The 18,604-nt window shown below is 64.4% G+C and carries 11 protein-coding genes; 4 read left to right on the forward strand and 7 right to left on the reverse strand.

What is annotated here, in order from left to right:
* Positions 1 to 7: 7 nt before the first annotated feature.
* The 7 genes from pglZ to mobF form a co-directional block, all read right to left on the reverse strand.
* Complete coding sequence (gene pglZ / locus CF8_RS11150; protein WP_036490777.1) at positions 8 to 2,503, reverse strand: BREX-1 system phosphatase PglZ type A; 2,496 nt, start codon at positions 2,501 to 2,503, stop codon at positions 8 to 10.
* Positions 2,496 to 6,014, reverse strand: coding sequence for a BREX-1 system adenine-specific DNA-methyltransferase PglX (gene pglX / locus CF8_RS11155; RefSeq protein ID WP_010833227.1), 3,519 nt, complete (start codon positions 6,012 to 6,014; stop codon positions 2,496 to 2,498). The genes pglZ and pglX overlap by 8 nt, the downstream gene beginning before the upstream one ends.
* Positions 6,014 to 9,496: a BREX system P-loop protein BrxC gene (gene brxC, locus CF8_RS11160; protein ID WP_010833228.1), complete on the reverse strand. Its 3,483-nt coding sequence runs from the start codon at positions 9,494 to 9,496 to the stop codon at positions 6,014 to 6,016. The genes pglX and brxC overlap by 1 nt, the downstream gene beginning before the upstream one ends.
* Before the next feature lie 4 nt (positions 9,497 to 9,500).
* Entirely contained in the window at positions 9,501 to 10,115 is a 615-nt protein-coding gene (locus CF8_RS11165) for a DUF1788 domain-containing protein (protein WP_232211492.1), read from the reverse strand.
* The gene (locus CF8_RS11170) at positions 10,112 to 10,777 is read right to left on the reverse strand and encodes a DUF1819 family protein (protein WP_232211493.1); all 666 of its coding nucleotides are present in this window, start codon (positions 10,775 to 10,777) and stop codon (positions 10,112 to 10,114) included. Before CF8_RS11170 ends, CF8_RS11165 begins: the two co-directional genes overlap by 4 nt.
* A gap of 17 nt (positions 10,778 to 10,794) precedes the next feature.
* Positions 10,795 to 10,995 (reverse strand): helix-turn-helix domain-containing protein, encoded by a 201-nt coding sequence (locus CF8_RS11175; RefSeq protein ID WP_036490779.1) that lies wholly within the window; start codon positions 10,993 to 10,995, stop codon positions 10,795 to 10,797.
* Positions 10,996 to 11,554: 559 nt separating this feature from the next.
* Complete coding sequence (mobF, locus tag CF8_RS11185) at positions 11,555 to 15,082, reverse strand: MobF family relaxase (RefSeq protein ID WP_010833232.1); 3,528 nt, start codon at positions 15,080 to 15,082, stop codon at positions 11,555 to 11,557.
* Between the two features lie 335 nt (positions 15,083 to 15,417).
* Here mobF and CF8_RS11190 point away from each other — a divergent pair, with 335 nt between their 5' ends.
* From CF8_RS11190 to CF8_RS11205, 4 genes are all read left to right on the forward strand, one after another.
* Positions 15,418 to 16,038 (forward strand): hypothetical protein, encoded by a 621-nt coding sequence (locus tag CF8_RS11190; protein WP_084622854.1) that lies wholly within the window; start codon positions 15,418 to 15,420, stop codon positions 16,036 to 16,038.
* The gene (locus tag CF8_RS11195; protein WP_036490783.1) at positions 16,023 to 16,982 is read left to right on the forward strand and encodes a hypothetical protein; all 960 of its coding nucleotides are present in this window, start codon (positions 16,023 to 16,025) and stop codon (positions 16,980 to 16,982) included. The genes CF8_RS11190 and CF8_RS11195 overlap by 16 nt, the downstream gene beginning before the upstream one ends.
* 145 nt (positions 16,983 to 17,127) lie before the next feature.
* Positions 17,128 to 17,685, forward strand: a complete 558-nt coding sequence (locus CF8_RS11200) for an SAF domain-containing protein (RefSeq protein ID WP_010833236.1) — start codon at positions 17,128 to 17,130, stop codon at positions 17,683 to 17,685.
* Complete coding sequence (locus CF8_RS11205; protein ID WP_036490788.1) at positions 17,685 to 18,449, forward strand: hypothetical protein; 765 nt, start codon at positions 17,685 to 17,687, stop codon at positions 18,447 to 18,449. Before CF8_RS11200 ends, CF8_RS11205 begins: the two co-directional genes overlap by 1 nt.
* The last annotated feature ends 155 nt before the right edge of the window (positions 18,450 to 18,604 follow it).

The following is an 18,604-nucleotide window of genomic DNA, read 5'->3' on the forward strand; positions in this document are numbered from 1 at the left end:
TCACGTCCTAGAAGTCGAAGTCCGTCGTGAACGAACGCTTGATCGTGTAGGTGCCCTTCGAGAACGGCTTCCATTGAGTCGTGTTCGGAATGGGCTCTTCCAGCCGCAACTCAACCGGGATGTTGTTGAACCCATCGGCTTCCTGCGTGAGGTAGAGGATCGCCGACTGGTAGCGCTCACGCTGGTCATCGGACGCGCTGACGAAGGTCAGAACGGGCTGGTCGGAGATCAAGGTGTCGCCGACGTACAGGCCGAGGCGGACCTGGCGCGGCTGGATCTTGTCCGTCACCGCCTCTCGCTGGAGCAGCTTGACGGCGAGCTGACCGGTCGTGATCTTGTCGGTCTCCGGCATGAGGTCGACGTGAACCGGGCGGACGTCGCTCTTGCGCTTCTTGTTGACCGTGATCACCGGGACGACGATTTCCTGGAGCGACGCTCCACCGTGGACATAGCGTGTACCAGCCCCCGGCTGCGGGATGCGGTGGATCGACTTCGGAATCTGGATGTCGATGTCACCGACAAGGCCGGCCTGGGCCGAGGTGAACGTCATGAAGGACGGGGACGGCTTGAGTGCCCGGCCCAGCACATAGCGTCGGTTAGTCTTGGTGACCGCGTCGCCTTGGGGTGCCTCGGAGACGTAGTAGGACTGTTCCAGCGGGATGTCCTGGTAGAGGAAACCGTGGTCAGCGGTGAGCAGGATGTTCGTGGCGTTGGCGTTCGTCCACTTCTTCACGAGCAGCAGCAACTCGCGCAGGGTTTCCTCGGCGGCCTCGAAGACCGTTCGTTCCGTGGGCGCCTTGTCGCCGGCAGCGTCGATGCGGTCGTGGTAGACGTAGAAGATCTGATGCTGCTTGTAAAGCTCGCGCAGCTCGTCGCCTGGCATTGCCAACACACCGGCTGCTGAGATGGCGTGGCCCTTGACCCCTTGCAGGATCTTGTCGCGGTTCACGGTGCCGTTCGTCGGCTTCCCATCGGCCAGCACCGGCAACGCCTCTGGGTCCAGCTCCAGCGTCGCTTGAGGAAGCAACGAAGCCATGCCGAGTTGGGTATAGCTCGGGAGCACCCCCAGCACAGCCGAGAGCGACGCATCGAACCGGTCCTCGTTGCGGATCAGGGAAGCGAGCTCTTCCGCTACCTCGTAGCGCATTCCGTCCGAGATGATGACCACCGCTTTGGTGCGGCCGTCCTTGACCACGGGAGCGACGTGGTTGTCGAAGAACCTCGCTTGAGGTGCCAGCACCGCCGACTTCCACTCGCCCGTCGGCTCCATCGCCTGCTGCCAAAGCCCGCCGAAGTCATAGAGGAACTTGTTGGCGTACTGCTTGTCCACCTCGGTCTTTAGAGCCGCCAGTGGGTTCTGGAAGTCAGCGGTCTGGTAGGCGTATGTGAACCGGCGGTACTGCTGGTCGAGGCGGAACCAGTCGGACTGGTACTTCTGAAGCCCAAGGTCAAGCGAGCCAATCGTTCTCGGCAGGACTGCGATCGCAGCCAGGAGTTCCGAGGCGCTCTGGATCGCCTCGTACAACTTGGCGTACTTGTTCTTCCAGAGGCTCTCCTGGCGCTGGCGCACCACATCGGCGACATCACGGGGCGTCACCGACTGACCCGCCACAGCGGCGGCGAGGTCGACGATGACCTTGCGGTCGACCTCTTCGAAGATCGTGACCGGGACCAACTCACGGTAGTCGCGGTGCTCGATCTTGGACTTGATGTCGAGGGCATCGGCTGCGCGGGAGGCCAGTTTCGCCATCATGTCTTGGCCGCGTACGTCGTAGCGCAGGCTGTTGAAGTCGATCCGGATGTTGCGGTACTTGCCCGGAGTGTCGGAGGCGAAGTCCTCGACAGCCCGGCTGAACGCCCAGAGGATGAAGTCCTCGATCGTCGGGGTCGTGCTGGGGTACCTATAGATGCTGGCGAGCCCGTCCCAGAGGAACTGGTCGAGTCCGAAGGTGACGAGGTCATCGAGTTTCGTTTTCTTGCTTGCAGCGTTCTCGGCCAGCAACTCGCGGGTGATGTCGGTAAGCGTGTGGCCCGACGCCTTGACCAGCACCTGGCACATCTTGGCTCGGAGCCTTGTCGGGTCATCACCGGCCACAAGCAACTTCTCGAGTGCTTGCTTGCGGGCGTTGGCGGCGAAGAACTTCTGGTGCTGCTCGATGACCGGAGCGAACGCCGCATCGTTGAGACCGAGTTCCTGCTGGAGTATGGACGTCTTGTCCGCCGTGAACACCCCTCCATATGCGAGCTCCAGGTCGAGAAGCCAGTTCGCGGTGCCGCGCGGCAAGTCGCCGGCGAGGTACACCAGGTGCTTCGTGACATGGTCCTTGAGGAGGGTGTTCTTGACTCCGAACTCGTCTTCCTGCACACGGATGACGTTCACGCCCCCGAGGTCGAGCGAGTCGAGCTCGGCGTCGTACTCACCGGCCGGGTCATGCCAGAACACGACTCGCTTGGAGGCGAGTCGGCTCTGGAGGGCGTCCTTAACGGAAGTCAGGTCACTCACCCGAAGCCTCCAGGCCCGCGATCTTCCTCAGGGCAGGTCCGAACTTTGGGTAGTTCGTCTTGACCCCGTCGTCGAGGTCGATGGCGACGTTCTGGGATGCCTTCGGGTACAGAGTGTCGTGCTCGTACTCGTTAAGCTCGACGAGGATCTTGCGAAGCCGGTCCGCCTCCTTCGCGTTCCCTGCGCGCTCGGCCTGCTGGAGGCTGGACTCGAGCTTGGTCACGTACTCACGCAGGTAAGTCAGCACGGTCGAGACACTGGACGGCGTAAGGCGGTGCATGTACACGAGCGCGTTGAAGGATCCCTTGGGGCTGGAGAAAAGCCAGTAGATCGGCCGCTTCTTGTATCGCTGAACGTGGTCGTCGTAGAACTTGGACTTCCCGGCCCGGGTGATGAAGTAGTCCCGCAGGTTCTTCACGCCGAGCGACTCCGTGACGAACTTGAGGTTCTCCTCGAAGTGCTGGTCACCGAAGGCGACCCAAAGGAACTGCCTAAAGAGTCCGACGACGTCGTCTTCGAACCAGTCACCGTCCACGACAGGGATGACGTTGTCCGAGTCAGGCGTGAACGTCGACGTTGGAACCTTCGAGAGGAAGTCCTGCAACGTCGCACCCTGGTCGGCAAGGATCAGACCCGACTCGCCCAGGCTGAAGCGTCCGAGCATGCAACCCACAGCGTACGAGATGAGTTCACGCATCAGCTCGGCGAGTTCGAGCGCGGCGTACGCCTCGGGCGTCTTGCCGGGGCCGTGATTGAACTCAACGTTCCGCGTCAGCGAGACACGATGCAGAGGAACCTCGATGGAAACCTCGTCCTGCAAGCCATACGCCTCGGCAACGATGCGGTTGTTCTCCACCTCCCGCGCCTGCTGCTCGCGGGCAGTCTCGGCCTGGCGCATCGACCATTCCGCAAGCCGCTCACGCAGCGCACAACTCGCCGCCCCCCGAAGCCACGACGGCGCTGCGAAGGCCCACGAAGTCTCGAAGTCGTCCCAATCCGCACGCGCGACCTCTACGGCCTGACGGGCGAACTGCGGGTCAATACTCACCCATTGCCTCGGGATCGGCAGATTGCCGACAGGAGTAAGCCTGAAGTGGAGCGTTGGACTTAGGGCGGCAAGCAGCGCCCCAACCGACGAACTATTCATCCAAGCCAGCTCACGGTCTCCCGCGGCGCTGTTCACGAAGAGGCAGGGGGACGCGGAATCAAATAATTGTCCAGCAGGGTATTCTCGCAGTGAGAATTCGCCCGACGAGATAAGCCCCCATGACAGCGCTGGCTTGAAATACCATTCCTCGCTACGGATCGATTTTGTATAGGAACCACCATACTGTGCAACAACCGCGGCCTTTATCTCCGCACCATCATCTTCCCAGTTGATCACAAATTCTTGATTTCCGTACCAACGACGGAAAGGACCGCCCTTTCTATGGGGAAACCAACGCGCGTTCGAACCGGCTGCTGATTTTCTCCCACTGGCGGTCCACAATGCCCTGTCTGCCGACACCTCCCACCAGTAGCGAAGGTACCGATCATTCTTTCCGCTTGTTAGCCCCTCACGAATTTGATATTTCTCATTGAGTCGACCCGTCGTATCGAAGACTGAACGCATGGAGTCGGAGAGCCAGTAAGCGATGGGTGACCCAGGGACCTTCGCGAGGTCCTCGGAGCAAGCCGAGAACCGCCACTCACAGGCTGCATCACGTATCGCTTCGATCAACCGGAGACGCTTCTCCTCTTCGTTTAGCGTCGTGAGCCTGATGAATGGCGCATGGTGACCGGGAGTGTTCGCCATCGCAACGACGAAGGCAGCGTTCGCACCGAAGATGTCCGGGTGATTGGAGACATCGCGGAGGTGAACGAAGCTGTCGAAGGAGTGGCCAGAGAGGATCTCTTCTCGCAAGTCCTTGAAACTCACAATGGACATCCAGGTGTCGCCGACGACCTTGGCGACCAGTCCCTTACTGGCAGCGAGGTCCATCGCACGCAGAATGAAACAGCCATAGAGGTCTTGCTTGCCGTTCGCGTAATGCTCTTTCGCGAACGCGCTCAACTGCGCACCCATGTTGCCGCTGCCCATGTAGGGAGGATTGGCGACGACGACGGCATATCGGTTGGTCAGGTAGTCGGCCTGACTAATGACCAATCGGGCTTTACGGAGTGCTTCGTTGCCGATGATCTCGTCACTGTCCATGCCGTGGATAGCGTGGCGAAGCTCGGTCACAGCCTCCCGAGCAGGCTGGATAAGGGAGCCGTACACGTCGGCATGTTCGAAGGTGTTCCAAACCAGGTCAAAGTCATCTCTGTCCAGCCCCACCTTGGGCATGGTGGAGCAAAGGAAGTCGAGTTCTTGCTGGTCCAAACGGATAGGGTCGAGGACACAGATGTTGGGCTCAACACGGTCGCTGAAGAAAGTGCGTCGTCTGGCGCGGGCCTTCATCATCAGCGCAAACGCCGCGAGCGCTCCCGCACGGGGGTCGATCTCAGTGCCGTACAGGTTGTTCGCGAGGATCAACCTTGGGATCTCCGACGGCGCGTACCCCTCCTCCTCGTAGATCGCGTACAGAAGGTCAAAGGCGTAGCTGAGCATGTGCCCCGAGCCGCAAGCCGGGTCAATTACGGTAAGTTCTTCGGGCTTGTTGATCTTGAGGAAGTCGGACACCTCGTCGACTGGTTCGATGTAATAGGCCATCTGGCTGACCAGCCTCGACGCCGGCCGGTTGCGCATCCAGAGGCGCCCGAGCGAGTTCTCGACGAGGTACCGGACGATCCAATGCGGGGTGAAGAGCTGGGTGGCCGCGGGGATCTCATCGGCGCCGGCCTTCTTGTTCTTCTTGAACCCGGCGAAGACCTCGTCCTTCCGCTCCGAGATGTAGAACTGGTAGAGCCAGCCGATGACCTCGACGTCCTGGCATACATCTGCCGTCAGCACGTTCACGGCGCGATGGAGAACTGAGTCGTCGGCGAGGAGGTTGCCCGGGATGAGCAGCTCAGTGAAGTCGCCCGCGCGCTCGAACATGAACGGCATGGCCTTGTTCCAAAAGCGACAGTAGTCCGCGAGGAGGAGGGCGTATGCCTCCGCCTGGCCGTCGGCCCCGGGATGTGGTTGGCGGGTGCCGTTGAGCAGCCCGGCGATGGTCGCCGGGTTCGTCCCCTTGACCACTTCCTGGTCGACCTGCCCTCGCTTGGCCGCGGACAGCACTTCAGGCTGGCCGACCTGGTCGGCCGCCGGAGACACAACGCCAATCCCGGTGTAGCCGGTGGCGTCCATGAACCTCAGCGCGATGATGCGGTTGAACCAGGTGTAGGCGACCTTGTCAGCAACGTGCGCCTTCCCCCTGTCGCCGCCGCCACCGCCGGCAATGGCCCTCTCCAGGGCGGTCACAGCCTTCGGCTGTTCGACGCGCTCAGGCGAACCCTGGGCAAGCACAGCCGTGATACGCGCGCTGACCTCGCGGATAAGCTCGGTGCGCGCCGAGGTGGCGAACGACTTGAGCGGTGCGGTTTCCATCAGAGCGTGATTCGCTTTCCGTCGTTGAGCGTCTCGACGAGTGCGGTGCGCAGGGCGGCGAGGTAGCTGTCGACGTCGGCTTCGGATTCGAGGACTCCGGAGACGCCCGAGACCTGGATCGTCTTGACCGACACCATCTGCTTCGGCGGCGGCCCACCGTTGCCCCCACCCTGCTGGGACGCGACGAGATGACTGAGCAGCTCTGGGTAGTCGGCCTGCTCGAAGGTCGCGCCCACCTGGAGGATGAGCGCGACCTGAGTCTCGCCGACGAGCCGCGCGAGGATCTGGTCGATGCGCCGGATCACGCTCTCTTGTGCGTCTGAGGTGGCGTTGGCGTAGTAGGCGCTGGCGAGCACCTCGGCCTTGCGTCCCTCGATCGCTGCGATCACCTCGGCGCGCTTGTCGGAGACGACGTCGTCGATCTGCCTTCGCAACGTGTCGGCTGCAGCTTTGAGCTGGTTCATCTTGTTGCCGCGGAAGGCGTTGCTGTCGGAGAGGAGGGTCTTGACCGGGTCGGCGCTGCCTGCGGGGAGGTAGCCGAGGTTCCCGGTGTTGCCGCTCAGGAGGACCTGCGCCTCATCGAAGATCTTCGCCTGCTGGCCGTTGAGGAAGGACTTGATCGGATCGACCAAGTCCTCCTTGGCCTCGATCAACTCGTCGGCCTTGTCGAAGTCGCCGAGATACCAGTCGGCGGGCTTGCCGATGACCTGGTCGAGCAGGGTGACGACGCCAGAGAGCTGGCTGACGAAAGGGTAGCGGCTGGCGCTCACGAGAGCGTTGAGTTCGTCGCGCTTGGCCGCGAGCTTGTCCTTGCCAAATCGGGCCAACTCGGTCGGGTCGCTCGGCACGGCGCCCTCGTCGAAGAAGTCCGTGCAGAACTTCTTGAAGGCGGCGACCTTCGTCGCGTCGTACGCCTTCTGCGGCGCGACTACCGTGTGCTGCTGTTTGCCCGTGTTGCGGATCAGGGCGGCTGCCTCGGTGCGCACGACCGGGTTCGCATCGACAGTCAGTGCGACCTTGCCGTTGCCGACTAGCCAGCCCAGCACGACCTCGATTGAGCCGAGGTCCCAGCCGTAGGGCTTGGACTCGAAGCGGTCAGCGATCTTCTTGACTGTGACCTGCTCTCCCAGACCGGTCTGCGAGATGATCCACGACTCCATCTCGGCGCCGGGTGAGCTGAGCAAGGTGAGGTTCCCCGCGCCGAACATGCCCTGGTCGTTCTGGACGGCGCCAGCGACCTGTTGCTCGGGATAGATCTTCCCGCCGAGCAGGCCGAGGTTCATGTAGGTCCGGTTGACGAGCTCCTGGAACCCGTCGGAGACCCGCGTAACTGCGTCCTGTGAGGTGGACGTGATCTCGGCGGCGTTGATGATCAGCTGGGCCTTGCCGACGGCTTGGCGGAGGCGCTCGATCAGCTCCTTCTCGCGCTCGGCGTTGAGCAGCTGCTTGGACTGGAGGATCGCTTGCATGGAGGGCGTGGCACCCGAGTTGGTGCGCTGCTTGGTGTACTTCTCCGTCTTGAGGAGCAGGCGCAGGTCGGCCAGCAACCGCTTGTCACGGCCGAGGAAGACCCGCAGCTCGTCCTTGCCCATGCTCTGAGCGGCGATCTCGGTGTCGGTGTAGTTCGTCTCAGGCGTGACGAAATGAATGGTCAGCTCGCGCTGGTTGCCCTGGACGATGTCGTCGAGCTTGTAGCCGAAGGGGAAGTCCTGGCCATTCTTCGCGTACTTGAGCTTGTTCGTCTTGAGGATGTCGGACGACAGGTACCTGAACAGCTTGTTTGAGACCTCGGACGAGTCGACGTCGACCGACTTGATCTCCTTCTCGATCTCCTGTTCCTCGTTGGTGAGGTACTCGTACAAGTTGCCGTTGCGCTGGACGTACGACTGCGTCTCCAGCAGGTTGAGCGCCTCCTGCACCTGCTTGCCCAGGGCATTGAGGTCGAGACCGAAACGGTCGTAGACGAGCACGGTGAGGTTGCGGGGCGTGGCCTTGAAGGTGTCGACGTACTTGACAAGGAAGAGCGCCTTCAGAAGGCGGTTGGCGAGGACCGTGACGTCGGACCCCGGGTCGGGAAGGTGCTTCTCGGCTTGGAGGATGGCGCTCTGAGCTGCGGACTTCAGTGCTGCGCTGATCCCGGCGAACATTTGGTCGAACGTGGCGAGGTAGCCAACCTGCTCCGCACCGATGCGCTTGGCGACCTCCTGAACCACACCAAGCATGGACCGCTCACCGACAGAGCTGTTCTTGCCCTCGAACATGTTGTGGTCCGAGAGACCCTCGATCGCGGCCTGGAACAACGGGATCTGATAGGTCACGAACGGATAGGTGCTGATGAAGCGGCCGCCATCAACGTAGTTGCGGTATGTCTTCGCACCGTCGACGAAGTCGAAGATCGTCTTGAAGTTCGCACCCTCCTTAACGTGGATTGCCATCAACTCGGCCGCACCTGCGTCGTTCTTCTCAAGAAGACGCTTGCTGATGACCTCCTCGACGTCCTGGCTGGTGAGCTTCACCTTCGCGCTGAACCGTGCCTGGATCTTGGAGAAGTCATTTCCCTGCTGCCTGGTCCGGTCGCCGACGACCTTGTCCATGTCCTCCTGCGAGGTCACGAAGACCCACGCCTGTCCCCTGCACTTGGTGTTGAGGGACTCGGCAATCGTCTGGAGGTTCAGCATGAGCTTCACATCGTCGGCGATGAACTGCCCGACCTCGTCGACGAAGAAGTTGAGGCGGAAGCCGGGTTCCTGCCTGTCGATCCACGCCTTCACGGCGGTGGCGAAGTCCTCGATGGAGACGGCGTACGACTTCTGGTATTGAGCGATGATGCCGGGGTTGGCCTCCCCGTTGACATCGGCGAACGCCTTGTCGACGTTGTGACCTTCGAGGGCGGTCTGTTCACGACCCTTCGCCCAGTCGATTCCGGCGTGCTTCTGGAAGGCAGCCATGAAAGCGTCGTACTGGCCGCGCTTGTCGAGATCCTCCTCGAAGCGGGCGACGGCTCCGTCGTTGCCGAAGTAGCCGCGGCTCTCGTCGAAGACCTTGACGAAGACCTTCAGCAACGCGTCCGTCTGATCCTTGGCGATCAGCGTGGCCTTCTGGTCGATGTTGAAGAGCAGACTCTTTGCCGGGATGGCGGCAGCCTTCTTCAGCGAGGCGATCAGCATCGCGTCATCGGTTTTGCCCAAGAAGCTCTCGCTCACCTCATCGCGCGGGAAGGCCTGACCTTCGACGTCGCCGAGGAGGTGGGCAAGCATCTTCAGGAGGTGCGACTTGCCGGAGCCGAAGAAGCCCGAGATCCACACGCCGTTGGCGTTCGTGTAGTTGGTGTACTCCTCCAGCAACGGGGCCACGCCCTTGGCCGCGTCATTGGTGAACACGTACTCCTCGACCTCGATGCCGAGGTGGTCGACGTCGTCGGCCTTGACGACACCCTCGATCGATCGGGTGACGTCCTTGAGGAAGATCTCGTTGAGTCTCATCGGGTCATGCTTCCTGATCGAGGATGCGCTTCGCGCGATAGAAGGAGTCGTCCTTGAGCTGTCCGAACAGAACAAGTGATGATCCCTGTGTGGCCGACACTTCGTAACGTCCCGGGAAGAACATCAGCATCGGTTTGTCAGAGACGACGGTTTGCAGGTTGTTGAGCACGGTGTGCGACCGAACGAACGGGAACACCTCGCCGATGCCCGTGAGGAAGAGGATCTGGAACGACTCGGCCTCGATGCGCGACTTGATGGCCGGCGCCAGATGCATCTGGGGGTCCAGCATGTTCTGGAGCATCTTGAGGAAGTCGGGCTTGTCCATCGTCGGCTCGGCTGCGAGCACGCGATCCCAGACGTCGCGTTCCTTGAGCAGGTCAACGCAGAGGTTGTAGAGGTTGATCTCGAAGACCTTGATACCCAAGTCGGTATCGAGCTTGGTCTTGATGCGCTTCTTCGCTTGTGCGACGTCGAGCGCCCACGACGGGTCGTAGTCGTAGATGAAGTGGGCGACCTCGTTGCCCAAGCCCTCCATTTTGAGGAAGCGCTCGCTGCTGAGCACCTTGAACAGGTGCTCCTCCTGCTGAGTCAGCGTCGATCTTGGCTGCACGGCTCTCACGCCACTCTCGTCGGGAAGAAGCGGATGTCGCTCGGCGTGCGCTGGTTCAGGCACTCCGCGACGCGGGCTGAGAGAAGCGCAGGCTCGATGTGGCCCTGCTTGGTCAGCAAACCGGCCTCGACCGCCATCCGAAACATGATCTGCCGAAGCTTCTTGTAGGTGGCGTCGGTGACTTGGCCAAGTTCGTCATGCCACATCGCCTTTGCGCGGTAGAAGGAGTCGTACTCCTCATGTGAAACCGTGCCCGCCAAGATGAGAAAACGCTCTCGAAGTACCTCCTCAGCGAACTCCCCGACCAGGTCGTAGCGACGACACGCGGCGGCCCACATCAGATGACCGCGATCCGTCGACGTACCCTCGGAGACAATCTCGAGTTCAGCATCGCTGAGGACCTGAAGTCGAGGAATGAGGGCGCGCAGGCGTCGCTCGCTGGAAGTGGCGACCCGGTGCTGGAGCAAGTTGGCGTCCCTTGCGTGCTCACGCGTCGCGTCCCAGTCGTGCTCGCGAAGGTAGATCGGAGCCACGAGGGCGGCCTCCGTCGCGAGCAAAGCGCCAGAGGTGAACGACAGGGCGTAGCGGCCTGCGCGCGGTGTTCCCGTCGTCATGTGCACCCCCTCGTAGTCATGAGCAAAGTTGGTCAGGATATCGGAGCCGTCCGACAAGACAGCATGCCGGCGAGTCAGGAAGGAGGCCCTGGCTCATCAGGGACCGCCGCACCCCCGCTGCGGACCCACGCGTCGACCTCGCTCGTCTGGAACTTCCATAGGCGGCCAACCTTGTGAGCCGGCATCGCCTTGTCGGCGATCCACGCGTAAACCGTGTCCTTCGTGACGCCCAAGTGCGCAGCGATGTCGTCGGCGGACAACCAAGGTTCGGACATGGCGACGTAGCCTTCCAGTTCAGCGAGACCGGTTCTAGCCCGGTATGACCGACCCTAGTGGAGGATGTTGCCGGTTTAGTGGGGTTTCGTGACACGATCCTGGAGATGATCGGCCGAGACAACCCTCGCGTGACGAATACGACGCGGCCGTACTGCCTCGCGCAGCATTCGAAGGATCTCCGCGATGGCCAGGAGCGCGAACTTGATTGCGTCCCAGAAGGCGACGAGGACAATCAGGTTCAGCCAAGCGGGTCCACCGGTCGCCGCCCATGTCGCGAGGAGGTGAGCCCCGACGACCAGCGCCGTTGCCAGTGACACGAGTCGAAGCGCAGTTCCAAGGCGCGGGGGCTCCATTCGAACGCGGGCCGCCAGGACGTTCGAGGGCGCATGGAGTTGAAGAACGCGGTGAACGGCCGTGACAAGTACAACGACGGGGACCATCAGGAGCAGAAACATCGTGGACCTCCCTGGACAGGACTGACCACCCCGTCGTACGACTGTCGCCACGCCAACGCGCGAGCTGAATGCAGTCATGTGGAGATTCGTGACGGATGGACCCCTATGGCATCGAGATGGCTTCGACACCAAATGTCGCCGACCGGGCCTCCGAGTACTCGACGGAAGCGAACCTCGCTGCCTCTCGCGCCGCACGTTGCGCACGCAAGCGCTCCGCGCGTTGCGAGTCGCTCTGCGCTCCCCCGCCGACTGGCAGGTCTGATGTGATCCCGTGTCGGTCGCGATAGGCAGCCACGGTGGTTGCGGCTCCGAGCCAGAGATCGCGGGCAGGGCTTGTCGACGGAGGCGCCCCGAGCCGGCGTACCCACGGCTTGCGGGTTCGCACGGCTTCCTCAACGACGGCTCGCGCTCGCGCTTCCATGAGGTGCTTGCGATCGGCGATGGCCTGGCGATCTTCCTCGCGCATCGATCCGAGAGGTTCTGGGATCAGTCCGGCGATCAGGCGGGGCCGCAGCCTGTTGCCGCGCGGGCTCCTTTCCGCCAGCTTCCCCAAGCGATACCTGATCACCGCAGCGATGTCGTCGGCATCGTCCAGAGCGTGTTGGGCAACGACTCTCGGCACGAGTCGTTCGAGGTCATGGTGGTACGCCTCAGCACGTCGTAGTGCGGCGGCGAGCGGCCCGAAGGCGGATGACTCGACCACCGCGGAGTGCTGCTCTGCTGTCAGTCCCGATCGGCTCAGCATATCGACGAAGCGATCGTGCTGAGCCTCGGCGGCGATCGTCTCGAGCTCAGCGGCGAGGCGGTCGATGCCACTGTGGAGCTCGTACTCTGCCTCGATCGTCTGCGTGGCCGAGAGGTCGGCGCCGCTGTGCTGGAGGACGCCGTACAGCACGGTCCTCGCGGTGACATCGTCCGCCTCAGGCCTGGAGTGACTGTCGTCGGGCTGGTCGAGGGCGACGTACACGATGTTGGAGTCGCGGCCGCGGGTCATTGACACGTAGAGGTTCTCCCTCGTCGTCGACGAAGTCACCACGACGTGCGCCGTGTCGACGGTGATGCCCTGGGCACGGTGAGCGGTCACGGCGTACCCGAGGTCGACGTGTTCCGCGACGTACTCCGCTGGGAGCACGGTGCGTCCTCCACGGCCCGGTCCCATGCGCTTGGCCACCACGGCTCCGTCGCGCCGGAGGTCGGTGACCTTCCAGCGGTCGCCGTTCTTGACCCACCCACCGCGCATCGTGCGGATGCATCGATCGTTCTGGCGCGTGATGACGATGTCCCCGACCGAGGCTCGGCAGCCGTCGACCAGGGCGACCTCGTGCTGGTCGACCGCGCCGTCCAAAAGCAGCCGCTCGGCCCGGGCGCGTTCGTTGAGCGCGCGGACGTCCCGAGCCGACTCGGTCACCAGGATGCTGGCACGGCCGGCGGCGCAGTCCGCTCGCCAGGCGACGTACGCGGCATCGACCATCTCGTCCGTGACGCCCTCGCGGATGCGCTTGTGACGGCCGTAGGCCGAGATGGCCTGGACGTCGCCGCGGCTCAGCGCGAGGGACGCGTCCTTCTCCCACTCGTTGGTGAAGCGGTGGATCTCGACCAGTTCCGGTGCGTCCGCACGCCGGTCGACGAGGAGCGCGAATGCCCCACCGGCGTCGACGGACTGGAGTTGGCGGGGATCGCCGACGAGCAGCACCTTGGCGCCCGCGCCCGCGGCGATCCCGGTGAGACGATCGAGTGTCACCGTGTCGGCGAGGGTCGCCTCGTCAACGATCACCAACTGACCGCGCCGGAGTTCAGTGCGGCCGTGGTCGTACTCGTGGAGCCACTTCGCCGTGTTCTCGCACGCGACACCGAGGTCGTCGGCCAACGCCTGGGAAGCGGCAGCGGACGGCGCCAGACCGACCACGCTCCCCCGCCCGCGCTCCGCGGTCCACGCTGCTCGGAGCGCTCGCATCGTAGTGGTCTTGCCTGCTCCTGCGGGGCCGACCAGTACGTCGACCAGGCGGCCCGACTGGCAGATGCTCTCCACCGCACAACGCTGTTGCGCGCTCAGCCGGACCTTTCCAGTCGCGGCCGCTCGCGCCGCAAAACTCGCGGCCACTGTCGGCGCGGTCACCTCCTCGGCGCGAGCCAACAGGCGCGCTTCGGCATCCAAGACCGCGGCCGAGGAGTACTTCTCGCCGTGCCGCGGACGGAACCGGCTCGTGCCATCCTCCCTCTGGAATCGGATCGGGCTGGTCGCGAGCTCCGGCGGGGTCAGGACGACGGACCGCAACTGCGCCGCGTCGACGACCAGCCCGACGACAGCCTCACGGTCCCCGCTCGTCGCGAACCTCAGATCCATGGTCTGCTTCGACGCTTCGGCCATCAGGTTCCAGTGCGTCCACACCGCCCGCTTCACAGACACCGCCGCGACCACGTCGGCGCTGATCGCCTCGATCGCAGCCAGCGGCACGTCGTCGGCAGTCAGCGGGTTCCCGCCGTGGCCAATTACGTCGCGAGACCATGCCGACGGCTCGGTCCCCAACCGCTCGGCGGCGCGCTGTCGCCAGTCGGCTGTCAGGTCAGCGAGCGATCGGACCTCCTTTGGCGGGCGTGTGGCCAGCGTCGCCTGGGCTCGGAGTTCGACGACGGTCTTCGCTGACGGCGTGCGTCCGTGGCGGGCGGCGTACTCGTCGATGAGCTCGTCCTTCTTGAGTTCGATCTGGCGGGTGCGACTGGAGAACTCGGTGATCAGGTCGTCGCAGACGCCAGCGATCTCCCATCGAGCGTTCCGGTCGGGTCCCCGCTGCCGCAACTCCCACTCGATGCCGAGGTCGCGCGACAGGCGATCCGCGAGCAGCGCGTCGTAGTGCACCGACAGGCCGGTTCGGGAGGCGAATACCGGGCGTCCGTCGAGACTGCGCCAGCGGCCGTCCATGACGGTGAGCACCTTGTTGGCGATGACGACGTGCGTGTGGAGCTGCGGATCGCCGGCTCGCGAATCGAAGTGGTCGTAGGCAACGGCCGCAACGCCCGCCACGTCGACCTGGGCCACGGCGCCGTCTCTGTCGGAGATGCCTGCCCGGGTAGCAGCGACCTCTCGCTCGAACAGGTCGATCACGTCGGCGACCGCCCCGTGGTGGGCGGCGACGATCCGCTCCTGGGTGACGGCGTCGGCCACACCCCAGAGCACGGAGACCGACTTCGGGACGTTGAAGGTAAGGTCGAATCCGGCGACCGCTCGACGCATCCCGGCCGCGGTCTCCTCGGCCTCGATCCGGGTGGTTTCGGCCGCGCAGTCCTCCTGAGTCATCTCCGGGTCGAGCGCGGCGACGCGCTCCTCGATCCGGTCAGCGAGCCGCTTGTACGACGGATACGCCCGGCCGCGTTGTTCTCCCGTGACGGGGTCGCGGCCCATGCCGACGAGCAGGGCGAGCTGCTCCTCAGTCACCTGCATGCCCGGCCGGATCTGGCCGGCACCGAAGGCTCCGACGCCGGATCCGAGCCAGCGGCCCGGCGGCGTACCGACCTCGGAGTAGTAGCGGGTCAGGGGCGTCGACATCGCGCGCTGGCCATCACCGGCCGCGACGCTGCGCAGCAGGTACTGGTAGCCGCTGCCCGCGGACATCCGGCGCATCGAGACCGTCACGGCCGTTTCCGTCCCACAGCGCTCAGGTGCGCGTCCTTCTCCACAGCCCCCTCGATCTGCACACCGTGTGAAGGCGAGTGGGGGTGGGGTGGAGACACGGAGGACGGAGCAGGGGGACGAGGGGGAAGGACGGATGAGGAGGTGGGATAGGGCAGGGGATGCGAGATCGGTGGAGCGGATTGGAGAAGGAGAGGCACCTGAGGATGGGAGGGCCTGTGGAAATTGGGGCGGGCCGAAATCAGGAATCGTGGCTACGATGAGGCGCAGACGGCGCTCGGGATCCGTCCGCAGCGGCGTCCGCCTCCTCAGTCACCTGTAGGAGGAACAGGAACCGCATGACGAAACGACTCGGGCTGATCTCCTGGGCGACCGGCACACTGATGTTGGCCGCAGTCTCCGCATGCGGCGGCAGCGACACCGATCCCCCGGCGACCGCCGAGCCGTCGTCGTCGTCGTCGAGCTCACCGACGACGAGCGCCTCGCCGAGTTCTCCGTCTGACGCGGCGAGCGCCGATGCCACCGAGGCGGTACGGACCTACTTCACGGTGGTCGACCAGCTCCGCAGCGATCCTGCGACCCACCTGAAGAAGCTGAAGTCCGTCGCGACTAGCGCGCAGCTCAACGCCGTCGAGACCCTCATAGGCCGACAGCGCGACGAGGGCCAGCGGCAGACCGGCACCACATCGATCAACGAACTCCAGGTCCAGTCGGTCAATCTCGACAACTCGGACCCGAAGGCCGGCAAGGTCCCGACGGTCGTCATCGACGTCTGCTGGGACGTCAGCAAGGTCGACGTGCTCGACAAGAGCGGTAAGTCGATCCTCTCCCCTGACCGCCCGGACACCGGGTGGACGCGTTACACCGTCGCGAACTACGAGTATGCCGCCGATCCGACCAGTGGCTGGCGTGTGGCGACGGGCCAGGACCTCAAGAAGACGCCATGCGCGGCATCCTGATTCGCCTCCTCCTGACTGCGCTGTCCGCCGCCGGCTTCTCCGTCCTTGTCCACGCCCCGTCATACGCGGACACCGTGTGCTCGCAGACCGACCCAGCGACGGGCGAGTGCCTCATCTGGATCGAGGTGCCGGGCACGCCGGGTACGCCAGGTGAGCCAGGTGACGACGGGCCGCAGGACACCGGCAACGGAGCGGCCTGCTACTGGGATGGCACGAGCCAAGGCATCACGAAACCTCCGCCCGGTCCGGTGCCCTGCTCATCGCCCGCGGGCTACTGGTCGAACAGCTATCACTGCTACATCAGTCCGGTTGAGCCCCAGCCGCCGGCGGGCGACCCGAGTTGGCAGGGTCACGAGCCCGGTGACGGGGCGGTGTACAACTGCTATCAGCCGCAGACTGGTCTGCTCATCACCGTCTGGTCGCAGGACCCGCCCCCGGACTCCGGCACGGGACCAACGCCGCGCGAGGTGGCACAGATCGCGATCGAGCAGATGCATCTGTCTGCCATCAACATCGGCATCGCGCCCGAGCCGGGTCCGGACAGCATCGGACTGGTCGGCATGCCGGTCTGGATGTGGGCCAAGAACCCGAACGCCCACACCGTCGGCCCTATCACCGAGAGCGCCTCTGCCGGCGGCATCACGGTCACGGCGACCGCGACGGTCCTCGACATCACCTGGGACATGGGCGACGGCACCGAGGTCGTCTGCAATACGGCGGGCACGCCGTACAAGCCGGAGTTCGGGCGGAAGGACTCCCCCGACTGCGGCCACACCTACCGGAAGTCGAGCGCCGGCCAGACGGATGACGCCTACACCGTCACCGCGACCTCGAGCTGGGTCATCACCTGGTCGGGCGCGGGCCAGACCGGGACGATCCGCCTCGACGGCCTCAACCGCTCGACCCAGATCCGGATTGGCGAAGCCCAGGTGCTCGTGAACTGACGAGAACTGCGCGGGAGGGACCAACGTGACCACGACTGCCCGAGAGGACCGGAAGCCCGGCCCCCACGCCGGTGCGCCGAATATCGGCCCACCGATCACTCCCCCGCCCAAGCTGCGAAGGCGCCCTGGTCTCGTCGTCGCCGCGGTGGTCATCACCGCGCTCGGCTGCCTGCTCGGCGCGTGGGCCTGGAACGCGACGACCAGCACCGAGGAAGTGCTGGCTGCTACGAACACCATCCATCGCGGCGAGTTGATCACTGCCGACGACATCCAACGCATCCGGATCAGCGGCGATTCGGCTCTGGAACCGCTCCCGGCCTCGGCGTACGACGAGATCATTGGTCAGCGCGCTGCGCTCGACATCTCTGCGGGCGGGCTGATCACGACCGAGTCGACGACAGATGCGCCAATGCCACCGGAGGGCCAGTCGATCGTCGGGATCTCGCTGACCCCGGCACAGATCCCAAGACTCCCCATGTACGGCGGCGACAAGGTCCGGATCATCGTCACCCCGGCCGCGAACGGCGACGCTCCGACCGGCACACCACAGTTCACTGAGGCGGAGGTTGTGGACACTGCCATCGACGACACCACAGGCAACACCGTCGTCAACGTCCTGGTGCCCTACGCCGACGCGAGCGTGCTCGCAGCCCGTGCCGCGACCGGCAACGTAGCGCTGATCCTCGACTCAGGGGCCGAGTGATGGCGATCGTCTGCCTGACCTCGGCATCCGGCTCCCCCGGCGTCACCACCACTGCGGTCGGCATCGCGTTCTCCTGGCCACGGCCGGCGCTCCTCGTCGAGGCCGACCCCACCGGAGGATCTGGCGTCCTTCCGGGATTCCTGCGCGGCACGACGCCGTACGACGCCGGGTTGATCGAGCTCGCGCTCTCACCGCTGGGCACGGCGGACGCGCTGCGAGACGTCGTACGGCCGCTGACCCCGAACGTCTCTCTCGTGGCCGGCATCCGATCGCATGCTCAGGCCACGGCGCTGCGCGATGTCTGGGAACCACTGGTCGCGGCACTCCGCGACCTGGACGACAGCGGCCAGGACGTCATCGTCGACGGTGGCCGGCTCGGCCTCGTGGGCTCGCCGACCCCGTTGCTCGACGCCGCCGACGTGACTCTGCTGGTCACCCGCGCCACGCTTCCGTCCATCGCGGCCGCTCGGTCGTGGGTGGAGGCCGTCCGGCAGCCCGCGACCGGATGGCGACACCCCGGCTTGCTTCTTGTCGCTGAAGGCCAGCCGTACCGGGCCTCCGAGATCGCCAAGGTACTCGGCATGCCCGTCGTCGCCGATTTGCCGGACGACCCAGCCGCCGCCGCTGTCTACCACCGCGGCGCAGCGCCCCCGAAGCACTTCGAGACCGGCCCCTACATCCGTGGACTTCAGGCAACGGTCCAATCCATCCAGGCACACATCGCTCGCGGTCGGTTCGCGCTGGTCGAGGAGGCGCGGGCATGACTGAGGCCTACCGATTCGCGAACGAGTACGGCGACCTGACGCACTTGCCGCTCTTCAGTCAGACTGCCAACGGCGTCACACCAGCAACCCGCGATTTCGACCCCACGGTGGCGTCGCCGCCGGCAGCCCCGTCCGACGTCGATTGGGCCTTGGTC

It is taken from the genome of Nocardioides sp. CF8 (genome assembly GCF_000389985.1).
GTDB classification, from domain to species: Bacteria; Actinomycetota; Actinomycetes; order Propionibacteriales; family Nocardioidaceae; genus Nocardioides; species Nocardioides allogilvus.

What these genes read in the sequence shown, in the direction of transcription:
- pglX (WP_010833227.1), bottom strand. Translation starts at nt 6,014, where the DNA reads ATGGAAACCGCACCGCTCAAGTCGTTCGCCACCTCGGCGCGCACCGAG.
- brxC (WP_010833228.1), bottom strand. Translation starts at nt 9,496, where the DNA reads ATGAGACTCAACGAGATCTTCCTCAAGGACGTCACCCGATCGATCGAG.
- CF8_RS11175 (WP_036490779.1), bottom strand. Translation starts at nt 10,995, where the DNA reads ATGTCCGAACCTTGGTTGTCCGCCGACGACATCGCTGCGCACTTGGGC.
- CF8_RS11190 (WP_084622854.1), top strand. Translation starts at nt 15,418, where the DNA reads ATGACGAAACGACTCGGGCTGATCTCCTGGGCGACCGGCACACTGATG.
- CF8_RS11195 (WP_036490783.1), top strand. Translation starts at nt 16,023, where the DNA reads ATGCGCGGCATCCTGATTCGCCTCCTCCTGACTGCGCTGTCCGCCGCC.
- CF8_RS11205 (WP_036490788.1), top strand. Translation starts at nt 17,685, where the DNA reads ATGGCGATCGTCTGCCTGACCTCGGCATCCGGCTCCCCCGGCGTCACC.